At 62.0% G+C, this 15,627-nt stretch carries 15 protein-coding genes; 1 reads left to right on the forward strand and 14 read right to left on the reverse strand.

Going from position 1 to position 15,627, the window contains the following annotated elements; translation table 11 throughout:
• Nucleotides 1-10: 10 nt before the first annotated feature.
• Together ATY78_RS25495 and pcsA are read right to left on the reverse strand one after the other, a co-directional pair.
• On the reverse strand, nt 11-991 hold the full coding sequence (locus ATY78_RS25495) for a quinone oxidoreductase (protein ID WP_088685076.1): 981 nt from the start codon (nt 989-991) through the stop codon (nt 11-13).
• Between the two features lie 12 nt (nt 992-1,003).
• Entirely contained in the window at nt 1,004-1,732 is a 729-nt protein-coding gene (pcsA, locus tag ATY78_RS25500) for a phosphatidylcholine synthase (RefSeq protein ID WP_088674054.1), read from the reverse strand.
• A gap of 344 nt (nt 1,733-2,076) precedes the next feature.
• Here pcsA and ATY78_RS25505 point away from each other — a divergent pair, with 344 nt between their 5' ends.
• Entirely contained in the window at nt 2,077-2,889 is an 813-nt protein-coding gene (locus ATY78_RS25505) for a ferredoxin--NADP reductase (RefSeq protein ID WP_010060954.1), read from the forward strand.
• 50 nt (nt 2,890-2,939) lie between these two features.
• Here the strand turns inward: ATY78_RS25505 and ATY78_RS25510 are convergent, their stop codons facing one another.
• From ATY78_RS25510 to ATY78_RS25565, 12 genes are all read right to left on the reverse strand, one after another.
• Nucleotides 2,940-3,554 carry a GntR family transcriptional regulator gene (locus ATY78_RS25510; protein ID WP_088685077.1) on the reverse strand — a complete coding sequence of 205 codons (615 nt, stop codon included), beginning with the start codon at nt 3,552-3,554 and terminating at the stop codon, nt 2,940-2,942.
• A 105-nt stretch (nt 3,555-3,659) separates the two neighbouring features.
• Nucleotides 3,660-4,025, reverse strand: a complete 366-nt coding sequence (locus tag ATY78_RS25515; protein WP_088685078.1) for a VOC family protein — start codon at nt 4,023-4,025, stop codon at nt 3,660-3,662.
• A 69-nt stretch (nt 4,026-4,094) separates the two neighbouring features.
• Entirely contained in the window at nt 4,095-5,297 is a 1,203-nt protein-coding gene (locus ATY78_RS25520; RefSeq protein WP_088685079.1) for an ABC transporter permease, read from the reverse strand.
• Nucleotides 5,287-6,003: an ABC transporter ATP-binding protein gene (locus tag ATY78_RS25525; protein WP_088685080.1), complete on the reverse strand. Its 717-nt coding sequence runs from the start codon at nt 6,001-6,003 to the stop codon at nt 5,287-5,289. Before ATY78_RS25525 ends, ATY78_RS25520 begins: the two co-directional genes overlap by 11 nt.
• A gap of 12 nt (nt 6,004-6,015) precedes the next feature.
• On the reverse strand, nt 6,016-7,305 hold the full coding sequence (locus ATY78_RS25530) for an efflux RND transporter periplasmic adaptor subunit (RefSeq protein ID WP_088685081.1): 1,290 nt from the start codon (nt 7,303-7,305) through the stop codon (nt 6,016-6,018).
• A gap of 184 nt (nt 7,306-7,489) precedes the next feature.
• Nucleotides 7,490-7,864 (reverse strand): GFA family protein, encoded by a 375-nt coding sequence (locus tag ATY78_RS25535; protein WP_088685082.1) that lies wholly within the window; start codon nt 7,862-7,864, stop codon nt 7,490-7,492.
• Between the two features lie 9 nt (nt 7,865-7,873).
• Entirely contained in the window at nt 7,874-8,083 is a 210-nt protein-coding gene (locus ATY78_RS25540) for a hypothetical protein (RefSeq protein ID WP_088685083.1), read from the reverse strand.
• A 321-nt stretch (nt 8,084-8,404) separates the two neighbouring features.
• The gene (gene ugpC / locus ATY78_RS25545) at nt 8,405-9,484 is read right to left on the reverse strand and encodes a sn-glycerol-3-phosphate ABC transporter ATP-binding protein UgpC (RefSeq protein WP_088685084.1); all 1,080 of its coding nucleotides are present in this window, start codon (nt 9,482-9,484) and stop codon (nt 8,405-8,407) included.
• 18 nt (nt 9,485-9,502) lie between these two features.
• Nucleotides 9,503-10,552, reverse strand: coding sequence for a carbohydrate ABC transporter permease (locus ATY78_RS25550; protein WP_088685085.1), 1,050 nt, complete (start codon nt 10,550-10,552; stop codon nt 9,503-9,505).
• Nucleotides 10,549-11,586: a sugar ABC transporter permease gene (locus ATY78_RS25555; protein WP_088685086.1), complete on the reverse strand. Its 1,038-nt coding sequence runs from the start codon at nt 11,584-11,586 to the stop codon at nt 10,549-10,551. Before ATY78_RS25555 ends, ATY78_RS25550 begins: the two co-directional genes overlap by 4 nt.
• Nucleotides 11,587-11,597: 11 nt before the next feature.
• Nucleotides 11,598-12,857: an ABC transporter substrate-binding protein gene (locus tag ATY78_RS25560; protein ID WP_088685087.1), complete on the reverse strand. Its 1,260-nt coding sequence runs from the start codon at nt 12,855-12,857 to the stop codon at nt 11,598-11,600.
• Between the two features lie 65 nt (nt 12,858-12,922).
• A complete protein-coding gene (locus tag ATY78_RS25565; protein WP_088685088.1) occupies nt 12,923-15,439 on the reverse strand; it encodes a hypothetical protein in 2,517 nt (838 codons plus the stop codon).
• Nucleotides 15,440-15,627 lie beyond the last annotated feature (188 nt).

Genomic DNA, 15,627 nt, shown 5'->3' on the forward strand with positions numbered 1-15,627 from the left:
GTTTCGGATCTCATGGAATCAGCAGCGTCGTTCCGGTTGTTTTTCTTGTTTCCAGATCCGCGTGAGCCCGCCCAACCTCACGCAGCGGATAGGTTTGATTGACATTGATACGCACTTTGTTGCTTTGCACAACATCAAATAGCGCGTTTGCACTGTCGATCAGTTCCTGGCGCGCGGCGATATAGGTGAAGAGGGTCGGGCGCGTTGCGAAAAGCGAACCTTTCTGCGCCAGTGCGGAGAGGGTGAAATTCTCGATCGGGCCGGAGGATTGGCCGAAAGAGGCGAAGAGGCCGCGCGGCTTCAGGCAGTCGAGAGACTGTGGAAAAGTATCGCGGCCGATCGAATCATAGACGACATCCACGCCCTTGCCGCCCGTAATCTCGCGAACACGGCCGAGGAAATCTTCGCTCTTGTAATTGATGACGTGATCGTAGCCATGGGCGAGCGCCAGCTCGATCTTGTCTTCAGAGCCTGCCGTGCCGATGACGGTGGCGCCGAGCGCCTTTGCCCACTGGCCGGCGATCAGACCGACGCCGCCAGCCGCGGCATGGAACAGGAGCACCGTCCCGGGGCCGACCTTGAAGGTGCGGTTGAGCAGATATTCGGCGGTCATGCCCTTCAGCATCATTGCCGCGGCCGTTTCGAGCTCGATGCCGTCAGGCACATGCACCAGATGCCGCGTCTCGACATTGCGTTCGGCGCTATAGGCGCCGTCGGCGCTGGCATAGGCGACACGGTCGCCGACCTTGAAATCCGTAACACCAGGGCCAACCGACGTCACGGTGCCGGCACCCTCCTTGCCGGCGACGAAGGGCAGATGCGGCGCCTTGTAGGTGCCGTTGCGGAAATAGACGTCGATAAAGTTGAGGCCGACCGCCGCCTGCCTGATCTGCACCTCGCCCGCCGAGGGCTCGGGAAGATCGACCTCGACATAGTCGAAAACCTCCGGGCCGCCTGTCCTGGAGAATGAAACCGCCTGCGTCTTCGTCATCTTGGCTTATCCCTATGCTTCGCGTCCGAGGGCGGGGAAGAATTGCAGCACCGCGCCGATAACGTAAAGATAGAGCCCGGTCACGATGAAGAGAATGAGCGCCCATTCCGGCGTTTCGAAATGCATCAGCAGCGAATAGACGCCGAGCGCCGACCACAGCAGGAAGATGCCGAGATTGAGCGGGCGCAGTCTTTTCACGCGGACCGGATGCAGGAAATTGATCGGCAGGAAAGTCAGCACCACCGAGATGGTCACGACGACAAGCGCCGTGGTGGCGCTGGCATCGATGACGAACAGGGTGAAGACGATCATATTCCAGACGACGGGAAAGCCGGAGAAGAAATACTCGTCCGTCTTCATGCCCATATCGGCATAGTAGATGGCACTGGAAACGACGATCATGCCGGCGGCGGCGAAGGACCATGGCTCGCCGATCATGCCGCTCTGATAGAGCGCAAACGCCGGCAGGAGCACATAGGTGACGTAATCGATGATATTGTCGAGCGTGTCACCCGACCAGTTCGGCAGCACTTCCTTGACGCGCACCTTGCGGGCGATCGGCCCGTCTATGCCGTCGACGAGAAGGGCAAGGCCCAGCCACCAGAACATGTCGATGAAGCGGTGCTCGGCGGCGGCAACGACGCCGAGAAAGGCAAGGAAAGAGCCGGACGCCGTCAGGATATGGACGGAAAAGGCGCGCATCTCCGCGTAAGGAACACGCTTGTAGTTGAAAATCTTCATATTCCCCCGACCGCCTATCGCGCTCGCCCCGGCAAGCATGTTTTTTCGCCATCATCACCGGACCCTGTTTCTGTAGCGGGTTCGACGCCGTAGGTCTTTGTTGTCGCACCGCTTTTGCCGAAAAATCTGCATCCGGCAGCGACGCGCCGCTCTAATATGCATCCTTTGCCGGGCTTCGCCAGCGGGAAATACGACATTCCCCGCTCACCTTGAATCCTGACAATAACACGCATATTTCCCTTCATGAGCGCTGTGTGGAATGGAATGCCTTTAATTCCGGCCCGATATGTAATATCTGCCTCGCATCCGATAAGTTTATCGACGAAACGGGATCCTCTACCGCAATGAACGCGCCTGCAAAGACCGAAGACTTCGCCTCGTCCATCCCCGCCGGCGTCTACGCCGAGACGGTGCTTGCCGTGACGCATTATACCGACCGGCTCTTTCGCTTCACGATGACCCGGCCGCAGGGCTTCCGTTTCCGTTCCGGCGAATTCGCGATGATCGGCCTGATGGTCGAGGGCAAGCCGGTCTTCCGCGCCTATTCGATCGCCAGCCCCGCCTGGGCCGAAGAGCTCGAATTCTTTTCCATCAAGGTGCCGGACGGTCCCCTCACCTCGCATCTGCAGGCGATCAAGCCGGGCGACCAGGTGCTGATGCGCAAGAAGCCGACGGGCACGCTGGTGCTCGACGCGCTGACGCCCGGACGCCGTCTCTACATGTTCTCGACCGGAACGGGCGTTGCGCCTTTTGCCAGCCTGATCCGCGACCCCGAGACCTATGAAAAGTTCGAGGAAGTCATCCTCACCCATACCACGCGCGACGTTGCCGAACTGAAATACGGCTTCGACCTCGTGCATGAGATCCAGAACGATGAGTTGCTGAAGGAAGTGGTCGGCGACAAGCTGCGCCATTACGCGACCGTCACGCGCGAGGATTTCGAATATCGCGGCCGTATCACCGACCTCATCTCCTCCGGCAAGCTGTTTACCGATCTCGGCGTGCCGCCGCTCGATCCGGCAATCGACCGCGGCATGATCTGCGGCTCCTCGGCCATGCTGAAGGATACCAAGGAACTGCTCGAAAAGGCCGGCCTCAATGAAGGCGCCAACAGCAAGCCCGCCGAATTCGTCATCGAGCGCGCTTTCGTCGGCTGACGCTCTTTCGACAATCAGACCTTACAACGGCTCCGGAAACGGGGCCGTTTCTATATGTGGGCGAGATAGTCGATCAAAACCGTCATGGCAGCCCGCGCCTCGGCCGGCTTGCCCGCATGAATGGCGCGGATGACGGCGACATGCAGCGCGATGGAGCGATCCATGCGCTCCGGACTTGCGGTGGAGTACCAAAGACGACGTGAATGCGTCTGCACCGGGCCGAGCGCTGACGTGATGAAACCATTCGGACAGGCATCCTCGAGGATTTCGTCGAAGGCCTTGTCGGCGGCGAAGAAACCGGCGAGATCACCGGTCACGGCGCATTCTTCCATCGCACGGGCGCAATCGACGAGACGCGCGCGCTGTCCATCACTCGCATGCTCCGCGACGAGGCTTGCCGCGATCGGCTCCAACTCACGCCGCACCTGCATGACATTGCCATGATCCTCAGGCCCGATCTCGGCGACCTGCAGCCCAACGCGCGGCTTCACGAGGATCAGCCCCTGCCAGGCAAGCTTCTGGATCGCTTCACGCACCGGCGTCCGTCCATGGCCTGCCATATCGATCAGCTGCTTTTCCGTGACGAACGCCCCGGGCTTCAGCGCCAACGTGACGATCAGATGCTCCAGCGCGAGATAGGCAAGATGGCTCTGTGACGTCTGCATGCCGAAATCCGAACCTGATATACAATAATCTGAAATGCCCGAAAACCCGAGGCAAGTCACGCTGATATATCATAACGGAGACAGATAGATAACATACTTTGAGGATCAAACGCCGTCTTTGCGAAAAGCCCGGCTGGAAACCGAGATCGAATTTTGACACGGGTCCTTTGTATTGGCGAATACATAGCCATCAGCTTCATGGAGAGGGCCAAACTGCAGGCCGTTCTCCGCGCTTTGCGTGCAAAAGGCCTCGACATCCGCCACATCGAATACGAGCTTGATGATGGATTGGCCGCTCCGCTGTCCCTTGGCTGCCTGATGAAGCATTATATTGACGCCGCCCTCCTGGGCGACGAGTTCGACGATCCTGTCGCCAGGCAGACTGATCGCCGTGAAACCGAAATGCTTCTCATAAAACCGTGCCGTTTCCTCGACGTTCCTGGCGTAGATCACCAGTCTGTTGAGCGGCATGATGTTACTCCTTACGTTCGGTTCACAAGAGTAGAAGGGCTTGGCGCGTTTCCCACCACGAACCATTTCTTATTCATGCCGCAACGCCTCGATCGGATTCAACTGCGCAGCCCTCCTCGCCGGGAAATAGCCGAAAATCATGCCGATTGCGGCGGAGAAGAGGAAGGCGACGGCGATCATCATCGGGCTGAAGACGAAAGGTACTTTCAGGAGGGTCACGGCGCCAAAGCCGAGGCTCAAGCCCAGTATGATGCCGGTGATGCCGCCGAAGAGCGAGAGCGCTACCGCTTCGACCAGGAATTGAGTGAGCACCTGGTTTTCGAGCGCGCCGATCGCCAGGCGGATGCCGATCTCGCGGGTTCGCTCGGTGACGGAGACAAGCATGATGTTCATGATGCCGATGCCGCCGACGAGGAGGCTGATTGCGGCGACGGCGCCGAGCAGGCCGGTCAAGAGCGTCGTCGTGCCGGTCATCGCCTCGGCGATCTGCGTCATGTCGTTGACGTTGAAATCGTCCTGCCGGCCGGGAATGATCTTGCGGCGTTCGCGCAGGAGATTTTCGACATCGGACTGCACCTTGGCGGTCGATACGCCGTCGCGGGCGGAAATGACGATACTCGGCACATTGGAACTGCCGCTGATGCGCCGCTGGAATACTTTGACCGGCATGATCACGACGTCGTCCTGGTCGTTGCCCATGCCGGACTGGCCGCGCTTGGCGAGCACGCCGATGACGGGGCATGAGACCTTGCCGACGCGGATCTGCTGGCCGGTCGGATCGGCTGCGCCGAAGAGCTGCTCGCGGACCGTGCCGCCGATGATGCAACGCGACTGGCCGCGTTCCTCGGCCGGCGTGAAATTGCGCCCGAGCGTCAGATCCCAGTCCTGGGCGACGAGATAGTCGTTGGTGGTGCCGTAAACGGTGGTGGAATGGTTTTGCCCGCCGAAGATGACGGTCGCCGTCGACTGGTTGGCCGGCGCGACCGCCCGCAGGCCCGAAACCTGATCGCGGATCGCCGCCACATCCTTCAGCGAGAAGCGCCGCGCCTCGGAACTTGCGCGGCCGGGACCGAACTGGCCGGGACGGACGAACAGCATGTTGGTGCCGAGCCGCGAGAGCTCAGTCGAAACCTGCGCGGTTGTGCCGTTACCGATCGTCACCAGCGCGATGACGGCGGCGACGCCGATGACGACGCCGAGCACGGTCAGGAACGAGCGCAGCATGTTGCGGCAGATGGCGCGCAGCGCGAGCTTCAGCGTCTCAAAGAACATGATCCGCCCTCCTCCGGTGCTCGGCTTCCGTCTCCAGCTTGCCGTCGACGAAACGGAGCAACCGCTGCGCATAGGCGGCGATATCGGGCTCGTGCGTGACCATGACGATGGTAATGCCCTGCTCGCGGTTCAGCCTCGTCATCAGATCCATGATCTCGACGCTGGTCTTCGTGTCGAGATTGCCTGTGGGTTCGTCGGCGAGCAGCAGCGCCGGCTCGGTGACGATAGCGCGGGCGATGGCGACGCGCTGTTGCTGGCCACCGGATAGTTCCTGTGTTTTGTGATGCTCGCGGCCGGAAAGGCCGACCAGCGCCAAGGCCTCGCGCGCCCGCTCACGCCGTTCGCGCACCGCCATGCCGCGATAGATCAGCGGCAGCTCGACATTCTCGACGGCCGAGGTACGCGACAGGAGATTGAAGCCCTGGAAGACGAAGCCGAGCATATGGCGGCGCAACAGCGTCAACTGGCTGCGGTCGAAGCCGCTGGTCGGGATGCCCTGGAAGATGTAGTCGCCACCGCTCGGCACGTCGAGGCAGCCGAGAATGTTCATCGCCGTCGACTTGCCGGAGCCAGACGGCCCCATGATCGCGACGAACTCACGGGCGTTGATCGCAAGGTCGACACGATCGAGCGCGCGGATCGCCGCCTCGCCCTCGCCGTAGATTTTCGAGACCTGCCTGAATTCGATGAGCGGCGGGCTTGCCATCCGTCTCTCCGCCTAGTTCGTCCGCACCGTGGTGTCCGTCACCACGGCGTCGTTTTCCTTGATTTCGCCGGAGACGACCTGGGTGAACTGGCCATCGGACGAACCAACCTGGATGACGACGGACGCGGGGCGGCCATTGCGCAAGACCCAAACGCGGCGCTCTGTGCCGGTCAGCGCCGGACCGGCATTGCGGCGCTGGCGCGGCGGACCGAAGAGGCCGAAAATGCCGCGGCCACGCGTCTCAGTCTGCGGCGGGGCATAACGCAGCGCGCTGTTCGCCACCATTAGCGTATTCTTGACGGCCTCGACGGTGATGTCGGCAGTCGCCGTCATGCCGGGACGCAGCAGCAGGTCGGCGTTGTCGACTGAAAGTACGGCCTTGTAGGTCACGACATTGTTGACCACTTCGGAGGCGAAGCGGATCTGCTCGATCTCGGCGGGGAAGTTCCGGTCGGGATAGGCGTCCACGGTAAACTTCGCCTTCTGGCCGACGGCGATCTGGCCGACATCGGCCTCGTCGACATCGACCTGCAACTCCATTTTCTTCAGGTCGCCGGCGATGGTGAAGAGGACCGGGGCCGACAGCGAGGCTGCGACCGTGGCGCCGGGATTGACGGAGCGGGTGAGGATCACGCCGTCGATCGGCGAGACGATCTTCGCTTTGGCGAGGTTGACCTCGGCAAGCTGCAGGTCTGCCTCCGAGGCCAGCACCTCGGCCTCGTTGATCTGTTTTGCGGCGACGGCGGAATCATATTTGTAGGTGGCGTCGTCGAGGCTCTGCTGGGTGGAGACGTTGCTCCTGACCAGGCTCTTCAGCCGTTCCAGCGAGGTGCTTGCCGATTCCAAATCCGCATTGGCCTTGGCGACATTCGCCTTGGCCGAATTCAGCTTGGCGCGCGAACTCTTCACATCCGCCTCGAGCTTGTTGGTATCGAGTTGAGCCAGTACGTCGCCGGATTTGATGGCGCTGTTGTAATCGACGTTGACGTCGCGAACCGTGCCGGAAAGCTCGCTCGATATATCGACCTGCTCGGTCGGCTGCACCGAGCCGGTGGCGGTGACGAGCACCGTCAGGTCGCCGCGTTTTACCGGCTGTGTGGCGTAGCTCACTTCGCTGCGCCCGCGACCTATATAGATGTAGGCGGCGACTGCGGCAGCGGCGACGACGACGAGAAGAACGAGCAGGCGTCCGCGCCAGCGGCGTCGCTTGCCCTGCTTTCCCGAGGCGGCAAGAACCGCTGCGAGGTCAGGCGTTGCGCCGGCCTTTGCCCCGGTTTCGTTGCCGCTTACGATTTTGTTCATGTCGTCCTCGATCCGTCAGTGGCCGCTTCGGCCTCCGCAGCGAAGTAATCACACCGCAGATGAACCGGCGATTAGCGCTGTCGCCGGAGTGCCACGGAATTGCGGATGGGTGAAATGAAATATTGGTAAGAAAAGTCAAGTTTCGGTGCGGCGGAGCATGTCGCGCAAAACCGTACAGCGTCCGTCAGTCCGCATCCTCGGTAAATTGGTCCGCGCCGGGCAAAGCATGCAGCCATGGTTCGCGCCGTTTGGTCCAGACCTCGTAGCCGGGGGCAAGGTCGGTCGGTGGACCATCGAGGGACCCGAGGCGGATTTCAACTGCGGCGTCCTGGAGACAAAAGAGCCTGCCGCCGCAGACAGGGCAGAAGCTGCGGCCGGCGAACGTGGCGATTTCGCCGCTATGGGAGAAAGCCTGACGCGGCCAGACGGCGAAGTAAACGAAGGCGGAGCCGCTCGTTTTGCGGCAATCGGCACAATGGCAGAGGCCGACGCGAAGCGGCTCACCTTCCACTTTGTAGGCGACCGCCCCGCAAAGGCAGCTTCCGGTTCGGGTCCTCATGGCGGACCGTCAGGAATCCAGATTGGTCGGCAGGCCGGGCGGGCGCCGCTTCGCCGCCATCAACAGGTCGAGCTCGGTGGCGGATGGGCCGAACTTTTCGTAGAGCCGTTTCGCCTCCTTGTCGTCGAGCCGATATTTTCTCGCAAACTCGCTCATACTGTAGGGGCGGCCACGCAAAACTCTTCGCGCCGGGGTCGCCGTGTTCGGTGCGTCGGTCATGTTTTCCTCCTTTCGTAGGTGTTCTCTAAGCTAGAGCGACATATCCGTTTGAAAAGAGCCGGCGTGCCGCATCGAGCCTATCGGCGCGAGTGGATGAGGTTGATTTTCCTGGAACCTTCGGCTGAAAACGCCGTTCCCGAGTGGAGGTTGCGGACCGCGCCAAGCGGACGCGGCGGTGCTGGAGAACAACGGGCTTTTTCCGCTTTCTCCCGATGGCCGACGAAACGGCAGACGAGCTCCCTACCCGCCCGGTCCGCTTCCTCATCCCCTATTTTCGAGGCGAGATCAGGAAACATTAAAACGGGGAACGCATGCGCAGGCTCAAGACAGGCGCCGACCGTCCTCGCCGAAAAGATGCAGCACCGCGGGATCAAGATGCAGCGGCAGGCTGTCGCCGGATTTCATCCGCTGCTGGCCGGCGAAGACGGCAATCAGCTTCTTTCCCGCCGCATCGGCATGCACGACCGTCTCGGAGCCCAATTCCTCGACGAGTGTGACGCGTGTGTCCAGCCTGCTATCGGAGCCCGCGTCGGCAAGGGTGATGTGTTGTGGCCGGATGCCGATGCTGACCCTCTCGCCGATCGGATGCACCTCCCGGGCAACAGCGGAAAGACGATGGCCGCCAACTGTTTCGACTTGCGTGAAACCGCCTTCGTGACCGGTGACCGACCCCTCCAGGAAATTCATGTGCGGCGCGCCGATGAAGCCGGCGACGAAGCGGTTCGCGGGCTTATTGTAAAGCTCCAGCGGGGTCCCCACCTGCTCGATCCTGCCGCCTCTCAGCACGACGATGCGGTTTGCAAGCGTCATCGCCTCGACCTGATCGTGAGTGACATAGATCATCGTCGCCTTCAGGCGAGCATGAAGGGCGGCGAGCTCGGCGCGCATGCTCACCCTGAGCTCTGCATCGAGATTGGACAGCGGCTCGTCGAGCAGGAAGGCATCCGGCCGGCGGACGATGGCGCGGCCGATCGCGACGCGCTGGCGCTGACCGCCGGAAAGCTGGCCCGGACGGCGCTGCAGGAAGGGTTCGATCTCCAGCATGCGCGCGGCGTCGGCAATGCGCGCCTCGATCTCGGCCTTGGCCACCTTGGTATTCTCCAAGCCGAAGGCCAGATTCTCGCGCACGCTCATATGCGGATAGAGCGCGTAGGATTGGAAGACCATGGCGAGACCGCGGTCGGCGGCGGTGATGGCGGTGACGTCCTTGCCGTCGATGAGGATGCTGCCGCCCGTCGGCTTGTCGAGACCGGCGATCAGGCGCAGCAGCGTCGATTTCCCGCAGCCGGACGGGCCGACGAAAGCGACGAATTCGCCGTCTCTTACGTCAAGCGAGACATCGCGAATGACCTCGACGGAGCCGAAATTCTTGACGATGTTCCTGAGCTCGAGCCCGCTCATGCGCTCTCCTGTTTCATGTTATTTCAGTCCGGAGCCGGCGATACCAGTCGTGATGAAGCGTTGCAGGAAGACGAAGATCAGCACGACGGGGATCATCGAAACGACGGTCATGGCGAGGATGTAGTGCCATTGGACGTTGAGTTCGCCGGCATAGACGTTGAGTCCGACCTGCAGCGTGTAGAGTTCCTTGCGCGAGAGCACGATCAGCGGCCAGAGGAAATCATTCCAGCGCCAGACGACCGAGAAGATCGCCAGCACCGCCAGCGCCGGCGCCGACAGCGGCAGGATGATGCGCCAGTAGATCTGCCATTCGCTCGCCTTGTCCATGCGCGCGGCGTCGATCAGCTCGTCGGGGATCGTCAGCATGTATTGGCGCAGCAGGAAGACGCCTGTCGGCGTGGCGACCGTCGGCAGGATGACGCCCCAGAGGCTGTCGAAGAGGTTCAGCGTGCCGATGACGGAGTAGAGCGGCACGACGATCACCGAAAGCGGCACCATCAGCGTCGCCAGGATCATCAGCATGACGGCAGTACGGCCGGGAAACTGGTATTTCGACAGCGCGAAGGCGGCCATGGAATTGACGAGCAACGTAATGGCCGTCGCCACCACGGTTACGAAGACGGAGTTGCGCAGGAACTGGAAGAAATCGAAACGCCGGAAGGGTTCGGTGTAGTTGCCCCCGGCGAATTCGACCTCACGCACCGGCGTGCGGTCCTTGATGTTGACCTTGACGATTTCGCCCGGCTGTTTCGGATCGACCATCTGACCCATGATGCCGATCCGGCGGACTTCGGCGAGCACCCGGGTGCTGCCGTCCGGCATCGTGACATTATAGAGCGGCAGCGGCTTGTCGTAGCCGGGCACCACGGCCTGTTGGGTGACATAAGGCAGGAAGGACGGCGGGAACTCGGCAAGGGCCGCCGGCGTCTTGAATGAGGAGAAGACCAGCCAGATGGCCGGGCCGAACATCAGGAAGACACCCGAGATCAGCCAGATCCAGGTAACGACATCGGTCCAGTGCCAGCCGCGGCCGCGGCGACGCAGCAGGAAGGCGCCGACAGCGCTCATTGGCGTGTTCCCTTCTTCTCGTTGCGGTTGCTGACCCCGAGCTGGATCAGCGTCAGTACGACGAGCACGAGGCCCATCAGGATCGAGGCGGCCGATGCGAGCCCCGGATTGCGCAACGAACTCGCAAAGCCGGTCTCGTAAATATACTGGGTGATGTACATGGTGCTGGTGCCCGGCCCGCCGCCGGTGAGCACGAAGACCTCATCGAATATCTGCACGGCGCGGATCAGTGCCAGCACCAGGACGACGATGAGGTTCGGCATCAGTAGCGGCAGGGTGATGCGCCGGAAAATCCGGGTGGGGCTCGCCTTGTCCATCGCGGCCGCCTCGTAGAGATCTTTAGGGATCGCCTGCAGGCCGGCGAGCAGGATCAGCGCGTAGAAGCCCATATGCGCCCAGACCGAGACGAAGACGGCGAAGAAGAAGGCCCAGAAGCGATCGCTGAGCCAGGAGAACGGTTCGAAGCCGAAGGGGCTCAGTGCATAGTTCAGCAGACCTTCGCGCTGGAGGATCCATTTCCAGATCAGGCCAACGACGACGGGCGACAGCAGCACCGGGAAGAAGAAGACGGCGCGCCAGAAGCCGCGATTGGAAAGCTCGCGATTGAGGATCAGCGCCGTCGTGAGCGCCGTGATCAGCATCGCGGTAACTTGAAAGACGACGAAGACGGCGGTGTTGCGCACGGCCGCCCAGAAGGTATCGGCCGCGCAGGTCGCCGGGTCGAGATAGCTGCCGCAATCGAAGAGGAGGCGGTACTGGTCGGCGCCGACATAGGTCCGGCTCTGAAGGAAGATGGCGCTGCCGCTCGTCGTCGAATAGATGAAATTGATGACCAGCGGCAGCAGCACGAAGACCGTGAAAATCAGCATGTTGGGCGCCAGGAAGACGCCCGCCATGCCGTTCAGCCCGGTCAGCTTCTGCCAGGCGCGCATGGGAATATCGACGATCCCCATGAGAAGCCGGACAGGCGCATGGAGCGCCTGCCGCAGACCGGCTTTCGCCGGCGGTTCTGGGGAAACAGTCTTCGGAGCCATCTGTTCTTCCGTCAGTTGGCGGCGACCTTGGCCTTGATGTCCTCGTCGATGCGCGCATAGGCGTCGTCGAGCTTCATTTCGCCGGCGATCACCTGGCTGATGCGGGCAACGATGGCGCTGTAGTACGCATCCGACCACTTCCAGCCCGGCAGCTTCATCGCGGGCGCCGCCGTCTGGCCGGCCGCTGCGACGAAGGCCGTCAGCGCCGCTTTCACATGCGGATTGTCGGTCTTGAAGTTCACCTGGCCGGCAGCCACCCCCTTATGCGCGGGAATGAACAGGCTGCGCTCGGCGAACTCCTTCTGCACGTCGGCACTTGCCAGATAATCCATCACCTTGGCGACATCCTTGGGGTTCTTGGTGTACTTGACGGCGACGAGACCGGCGCCGCCCTGCATGCCGGAGCAGGCAACCGTGCCGCAGGGGCTACCGGTCATGACCCAATCGAAATTGTCGCCGATCTTCTGGGCGAAGCCGGAAATCTGCCAACTGCCCGAATAAAAATAGGCAAGCCCTCCATTGATGAAGTCTTCGGCCGCGGAGCGATAGGTGGTGCCGGCGGCACTCACCCAGACGTCCTTGTTGACGGTGCCGTCCTCGTTCCATTTGACGAAGCGGCTGAGGAAATCCTTGGCGCCCTGGTCGATCGGTGCGGGCTTGCCATCGGCGGCGATATAGTTGGCGCCGTAGGAGATGTTCGGGCCGGAGACGCGGTGGCCGGAGCGGTCGATCGCCATGGCGAAGACCTTCTGACTGTCGGCGACCTTCTTGGCCGCCGCCGCCCAATCGTCCCAGGTTGCCTTCGGTCCGGGAATTTCAACGCCGGCCTGATCGAACAGCGTCTTGTTGACGAAGCCGCCGGTCAGCGTCAGCTGCGTCATGAAGCCGGTGATGGCGTTCGAGCCGTCAGGACGCATCCAGTCGGCCTGGGCGCCGAAATTGTCGTCCCAGTATTTCGCGTCGGTGAGGTAAGGGCGAAGATCGAGCCAATGCTGCGCCGGCGCCTTCAGATTGGTGACGCGGGCGATATCAGGCCCCTTCCCGGCTTCCAGCTGCACCGGCAGCTGTTCCTTGACGACGTCATAGGAGACTTCGTCGAGGATGACGTTGATGTCGGGATTGGCCTTTGAGAAGCGCGACAGCAGGTCCTTGATGACCTCGCCTTCGCCGCCGTCGGAATACCACATGATGCGCACGTCGCCGGCATGAGCTGCTACGGAACTCAAGAGAACAGCAGCGAAAGCCGCGCCGATCGATTTCATTCTGGCCATTTTCTCCTCCTCCTGACCGATGAATTGCTGCGCCCGGCCGGTCCTCCACCTGCCGGACACTTCGTCTACGAGGCCGCGCGCCGAGGCTGCCTGCCCGGTATCGTGAGATGTACCGCGTCTCCCCGCACCGACCAGTCCGAAGGACTGAGAATGCGGCCTTCGGCGCGCACGGTGCCGTCTTCTTCGAAAACGACCTGGCCATAATCGGGATCGACGACGATCAATGCGCCCTCGTCATCCCGGCGGGCAGAGAGCCCGGCAAAACGCGCCTGCATGCCGTCAAGGCCGCCTTCCCGCTTGAGATCGGAGAGGCGCACGATCCAGCGGCTCTTCCGACCGGCCAGCCGCAGTTCCATATCCGTCGTCGGGCCTTCCTTGACGGGCGTCAGCATTCCGCTGCCGATGAGCAGCGCCAGGCCGCTACCAGAGCGGGCGAGTGCCAAGTTGCCATCAACCACGCTGTCGTCGAAGGCTTCCACCGGGAACCAGGCATGGGTGAAATCCGGCTGACCCTCATGGATGTCGAAATCGAGGATCGCGAGATCACGATACTGATGTACGCGCGGAAGCGTTCCGCAGCCGCCCCAGAAGCTTGGCCGGCCGTAGCCGAACTGGATGGTTTCGCCGGGATGGTTGATCCAGATCTGCGCTTCCGGCCGCGTGCCCAAGCGCAGGTGCAGCACCGTCTCCTGGTAGCCCCAGGCGCCGGGGCGATAATGCGCGATGGTGCCGAGTGCGGTGTCGCGCGTCTTGTAGTGATAAAGGGCGGCGAAACGGTTCTCGCCCTGGGAAAAGGTCCATTCCTGCGCATCATCGGCGTCATGGGCGGCGATTGCCGCAAGCTCTTCGGGAAAATGCAGGCCATGATCACGGATGCAGACGGCAAGCTGTGGCAAGGCATGGACGCGCCGGCCGTACCAGCCGCGCCCCCAGAGCAGGCGGGCGATGGCCGACAGTTCGACCGAACGGCCGGGACGCAGCGTATGTTCGTAGGAGCGGCCCTGGCTGCCGGTCAGCATGCCATGATGGGCCGAGCGGGCGACGATCTCCATCAGGCGAACGATGCTGGCGCTCGCGCGGCTGCGGATCGCCTCATCCGGCGCACAGGCGGCGAGCGCCGTCAGGCCCTTGAGGTCGATCGGGAAATAGGGAACGGAATTCCACTCGGCCATTTCCCAGCACTCGAAATGATCGAGCCAGGCGCGAACGCGCTCTTCGCCGACCTTCATCTGTTCGGCGCCCGTGCGGCCGGACCTGATGAAGACGGCCTCGGGGAAAAGCCTGCCACCGAGATAGGCGGCGGTATGGAAGAGAAGCGCGTGGTTTTCCGAAAAATACCACTGAACGTCGTTGCCCGGCTCGTCCATCCAATAGCGGTAACGGAGGACGGCGTGTTCAATCCTCTCCCGCAGCGCCGGCGACAGCAGATCGCTCCAGCGCGTATAGGCAAACAGCAGCGGCACCAGCACGAAATCGGCGCAGTCGTGGCAATCCTCGATGACGGGCAGCATGGCCGCTATCATCGCCTCGGTCTCCTCGCCGCCCTGCCCCAGCGCCAGGCGCGCAAAGGCGCAGACGGTATCGGGCTCGGAATGCGCAGCAACCTTCGCAAGCGCCTCGGCGACGCGGTCCTCCAGCGCAGCGGGCGCTTCCCCCTGCGGATGACAGATCTCGACGCCGAGCGTGCGGCCGACGGAAAACTCGCCGGTTTTGAAGGCGATGCGGAAGTGACGGAAATCGGCGGGCATACGCGCCGAGGTGCCAAGCTCAAGCTTGGTTGCACCCTTCTCCAGCGCGAAATCATAGGCGAAGCGTTCGACCGACATGAAGTCGCCTTCGATCTCGACATGGCAGGTCAGCGCCACCGGCAGCGGCCTGGGAAAAAGGATCGTCACGTCCTCGCCGAGATAGGCGGTGCGGTCGAAGCGCATGCCTTCGAGGATCGCCTCCAGCACATCCGCGTCACCGGCGGCGGTCGGAACGGGAAGCGATGTTTCGACCTCAGGTCCTTCGAGATAATCCAGCTGGAAATAGAAACGGGCGTCACGCTCGGCGAGATCGTCGAAATAGACGCGGATCTCGTTGAGGCCGGCGGACAGCTCGACCTCGAATATCTGCTGGGCTTCGAGATTGCGCTCGTATGGCGCCATGAAACCCTTTTCGCTGCCGTTGACGAAAAGGATGGCGCCGCCGCAGGTCGACAGGCGCAGCTTGGCGGGGCCAGCCGATCGGGCATCGAGGAAGGTGCGCGCCCAGCAGCCGATGCGCGTCGGGCGAAACCAGAAGCCGGAGAGATCGACACGTGGCGACGCGAAGGGAAGCCACCAGCGGATAGCCTCGAAGTCGGCTGAAGGTTGCGGCCGCCGGCTGGAGAAAGCTTTCTTGAATTCAGTGCGGCAGGGATATTCATGCGGAATGAAATTCTTCGTCTTGGTGACGAAGAAGAAGGGATCCATCCTGCCTTCCATCGGGCGGTCGGCGACATCGTACCGCTCCTGCCATAGGCTTGAGAGCTGCCAATAGACGATCGGGGTTTGCTTCGCGGTTGTGCGACGAAGATAGGATTGCTGTTCGGCGGCCATGCTTCAGCCCGCTCTGGAACAGCTGGAGCATGTGACGCTTTTCGGCATCATGCTCGAACCTTGAGACGCCGGGCGCAAAGCCGACGCATGGACTGCCCGTCAAGCCGCATCTTCAGCCTCCCTGCTTTGTTGCGGACTCCTCGCGACAATTGTGCATAGGCATTCCATTTGCGCAATGTGAAAGATTT

The organism is Rhizobium sp. R635, from assembly GCF_002211285.1.
Taxonomy (GTDB): domain Bacteria; phylum Pseudomonadota; class Alphaproteobacteria; order Rhizobiales; family Rhizobiaceae; genus Rhizobium.

Coding starts and splice junctions, on each gene's coding strand:
- ATY78_RS25510 (WP_088685077.1), bottom strand. CDS start 3,554: ATGCAGACGTCACAGAGCCATCTTGCCTATCTCGCGCTGGAGCATCTG.
- ATY78_RS25520 (WP_088685079.1), bottom strand. CDS start 5,297: ATGTTCTTTGAGACGCTGAAGCTCGCGCTGCGCGCCATCTGCCGCAAC.
- ugpC (WP_088685084.1), bottom strand. CDS start 9,484: ATGAGCGGGCTCGAGCTCAGGAACATCGTCAAGAATTTCGGCTCCGTC.
- ATY78_RS25530 (WP_088685081.1), bottom strand. CDS start 7,305: ATGAACAAAATCGTAAGCGGCAACGAAACCGGGGCAAAGGCCGGCGCA.
- ATY78_RS25505 (WP_010060954.1), top strand. CDS start 2,077: ATGAACGCGCCTGCAAAGACCGAAGACTTCGCCTCGTCCATCCCCGCC.
- ATY78_RS25540 (WP_088685083.1), bottom strand. CDS start 8,083: ATGACCGACGCACCGAACACGGCGACCCCGGCGCGAAGAGTTTTGCGT.
- ATY78_RS25555 (WP_088685086.1), bottom strand. CDS start 11,586: ATGGCTCCGAAGACTGTTTCCCCAGAACCGCCGGCGAAAGCCGGTCTG.
- ATY78_RS25515 (WP_088685078.1), bottom strand. CDS start 4,025: ATGCCGCTCAACAGACTGGTGATCTACGCCAGGAACGTCGAGGAAACG.
- ATY78_RS25560 (WP_088685087.1), bottom strand. CDS start 12,857: ATGGCCAGAATGAAATCGATCGGCGCGGCTTTCGCTGCTGTTCTCTTG.
- ATY78_RS25535 (WP_088685082.1), bottom strand. CDS start 7,864: ATGAGGACCCGAACCGGAAGCTGCCTTTGCGGGGCGGTCGCCTACAAA.
- ATY78_RS25550 (WP_088685085.1), bottom strand. CDS start 10,552: ATGAGCGCTGTCGGCGCCTTCCTGCTGCGTCGCCGCGGCCGCGGCTGG.
- pcsA (WP_088674054.1), bottom strand. CDS start 1,732: ATGAAGATTTTCAACTACAAGCGTGTTCCTTACGCGGAGATGCGCGCC.
- ATY78_RS25495 (WP_088685076.1), bottom strand. CDS start 991: ATGACGAAGACGCAGGCGGTTTCATTCTCCAGGACAGGCGGCCCGGAG.
- ATY78_RS25565 (WP_088685088.1), bottom strand. CDS start 15,439: ATGGCCGCCGAACAGCAATCCTATCTTCGTCGCACAACCGCGAAGCAA.
- ATY78_RS25525 (WP_088685080.1), bottom strand. CDS start 6,003: ATGGCAAGCCCGCCGCTCATCGAATTCAGGCAGGTCTCGAAAATCTAC.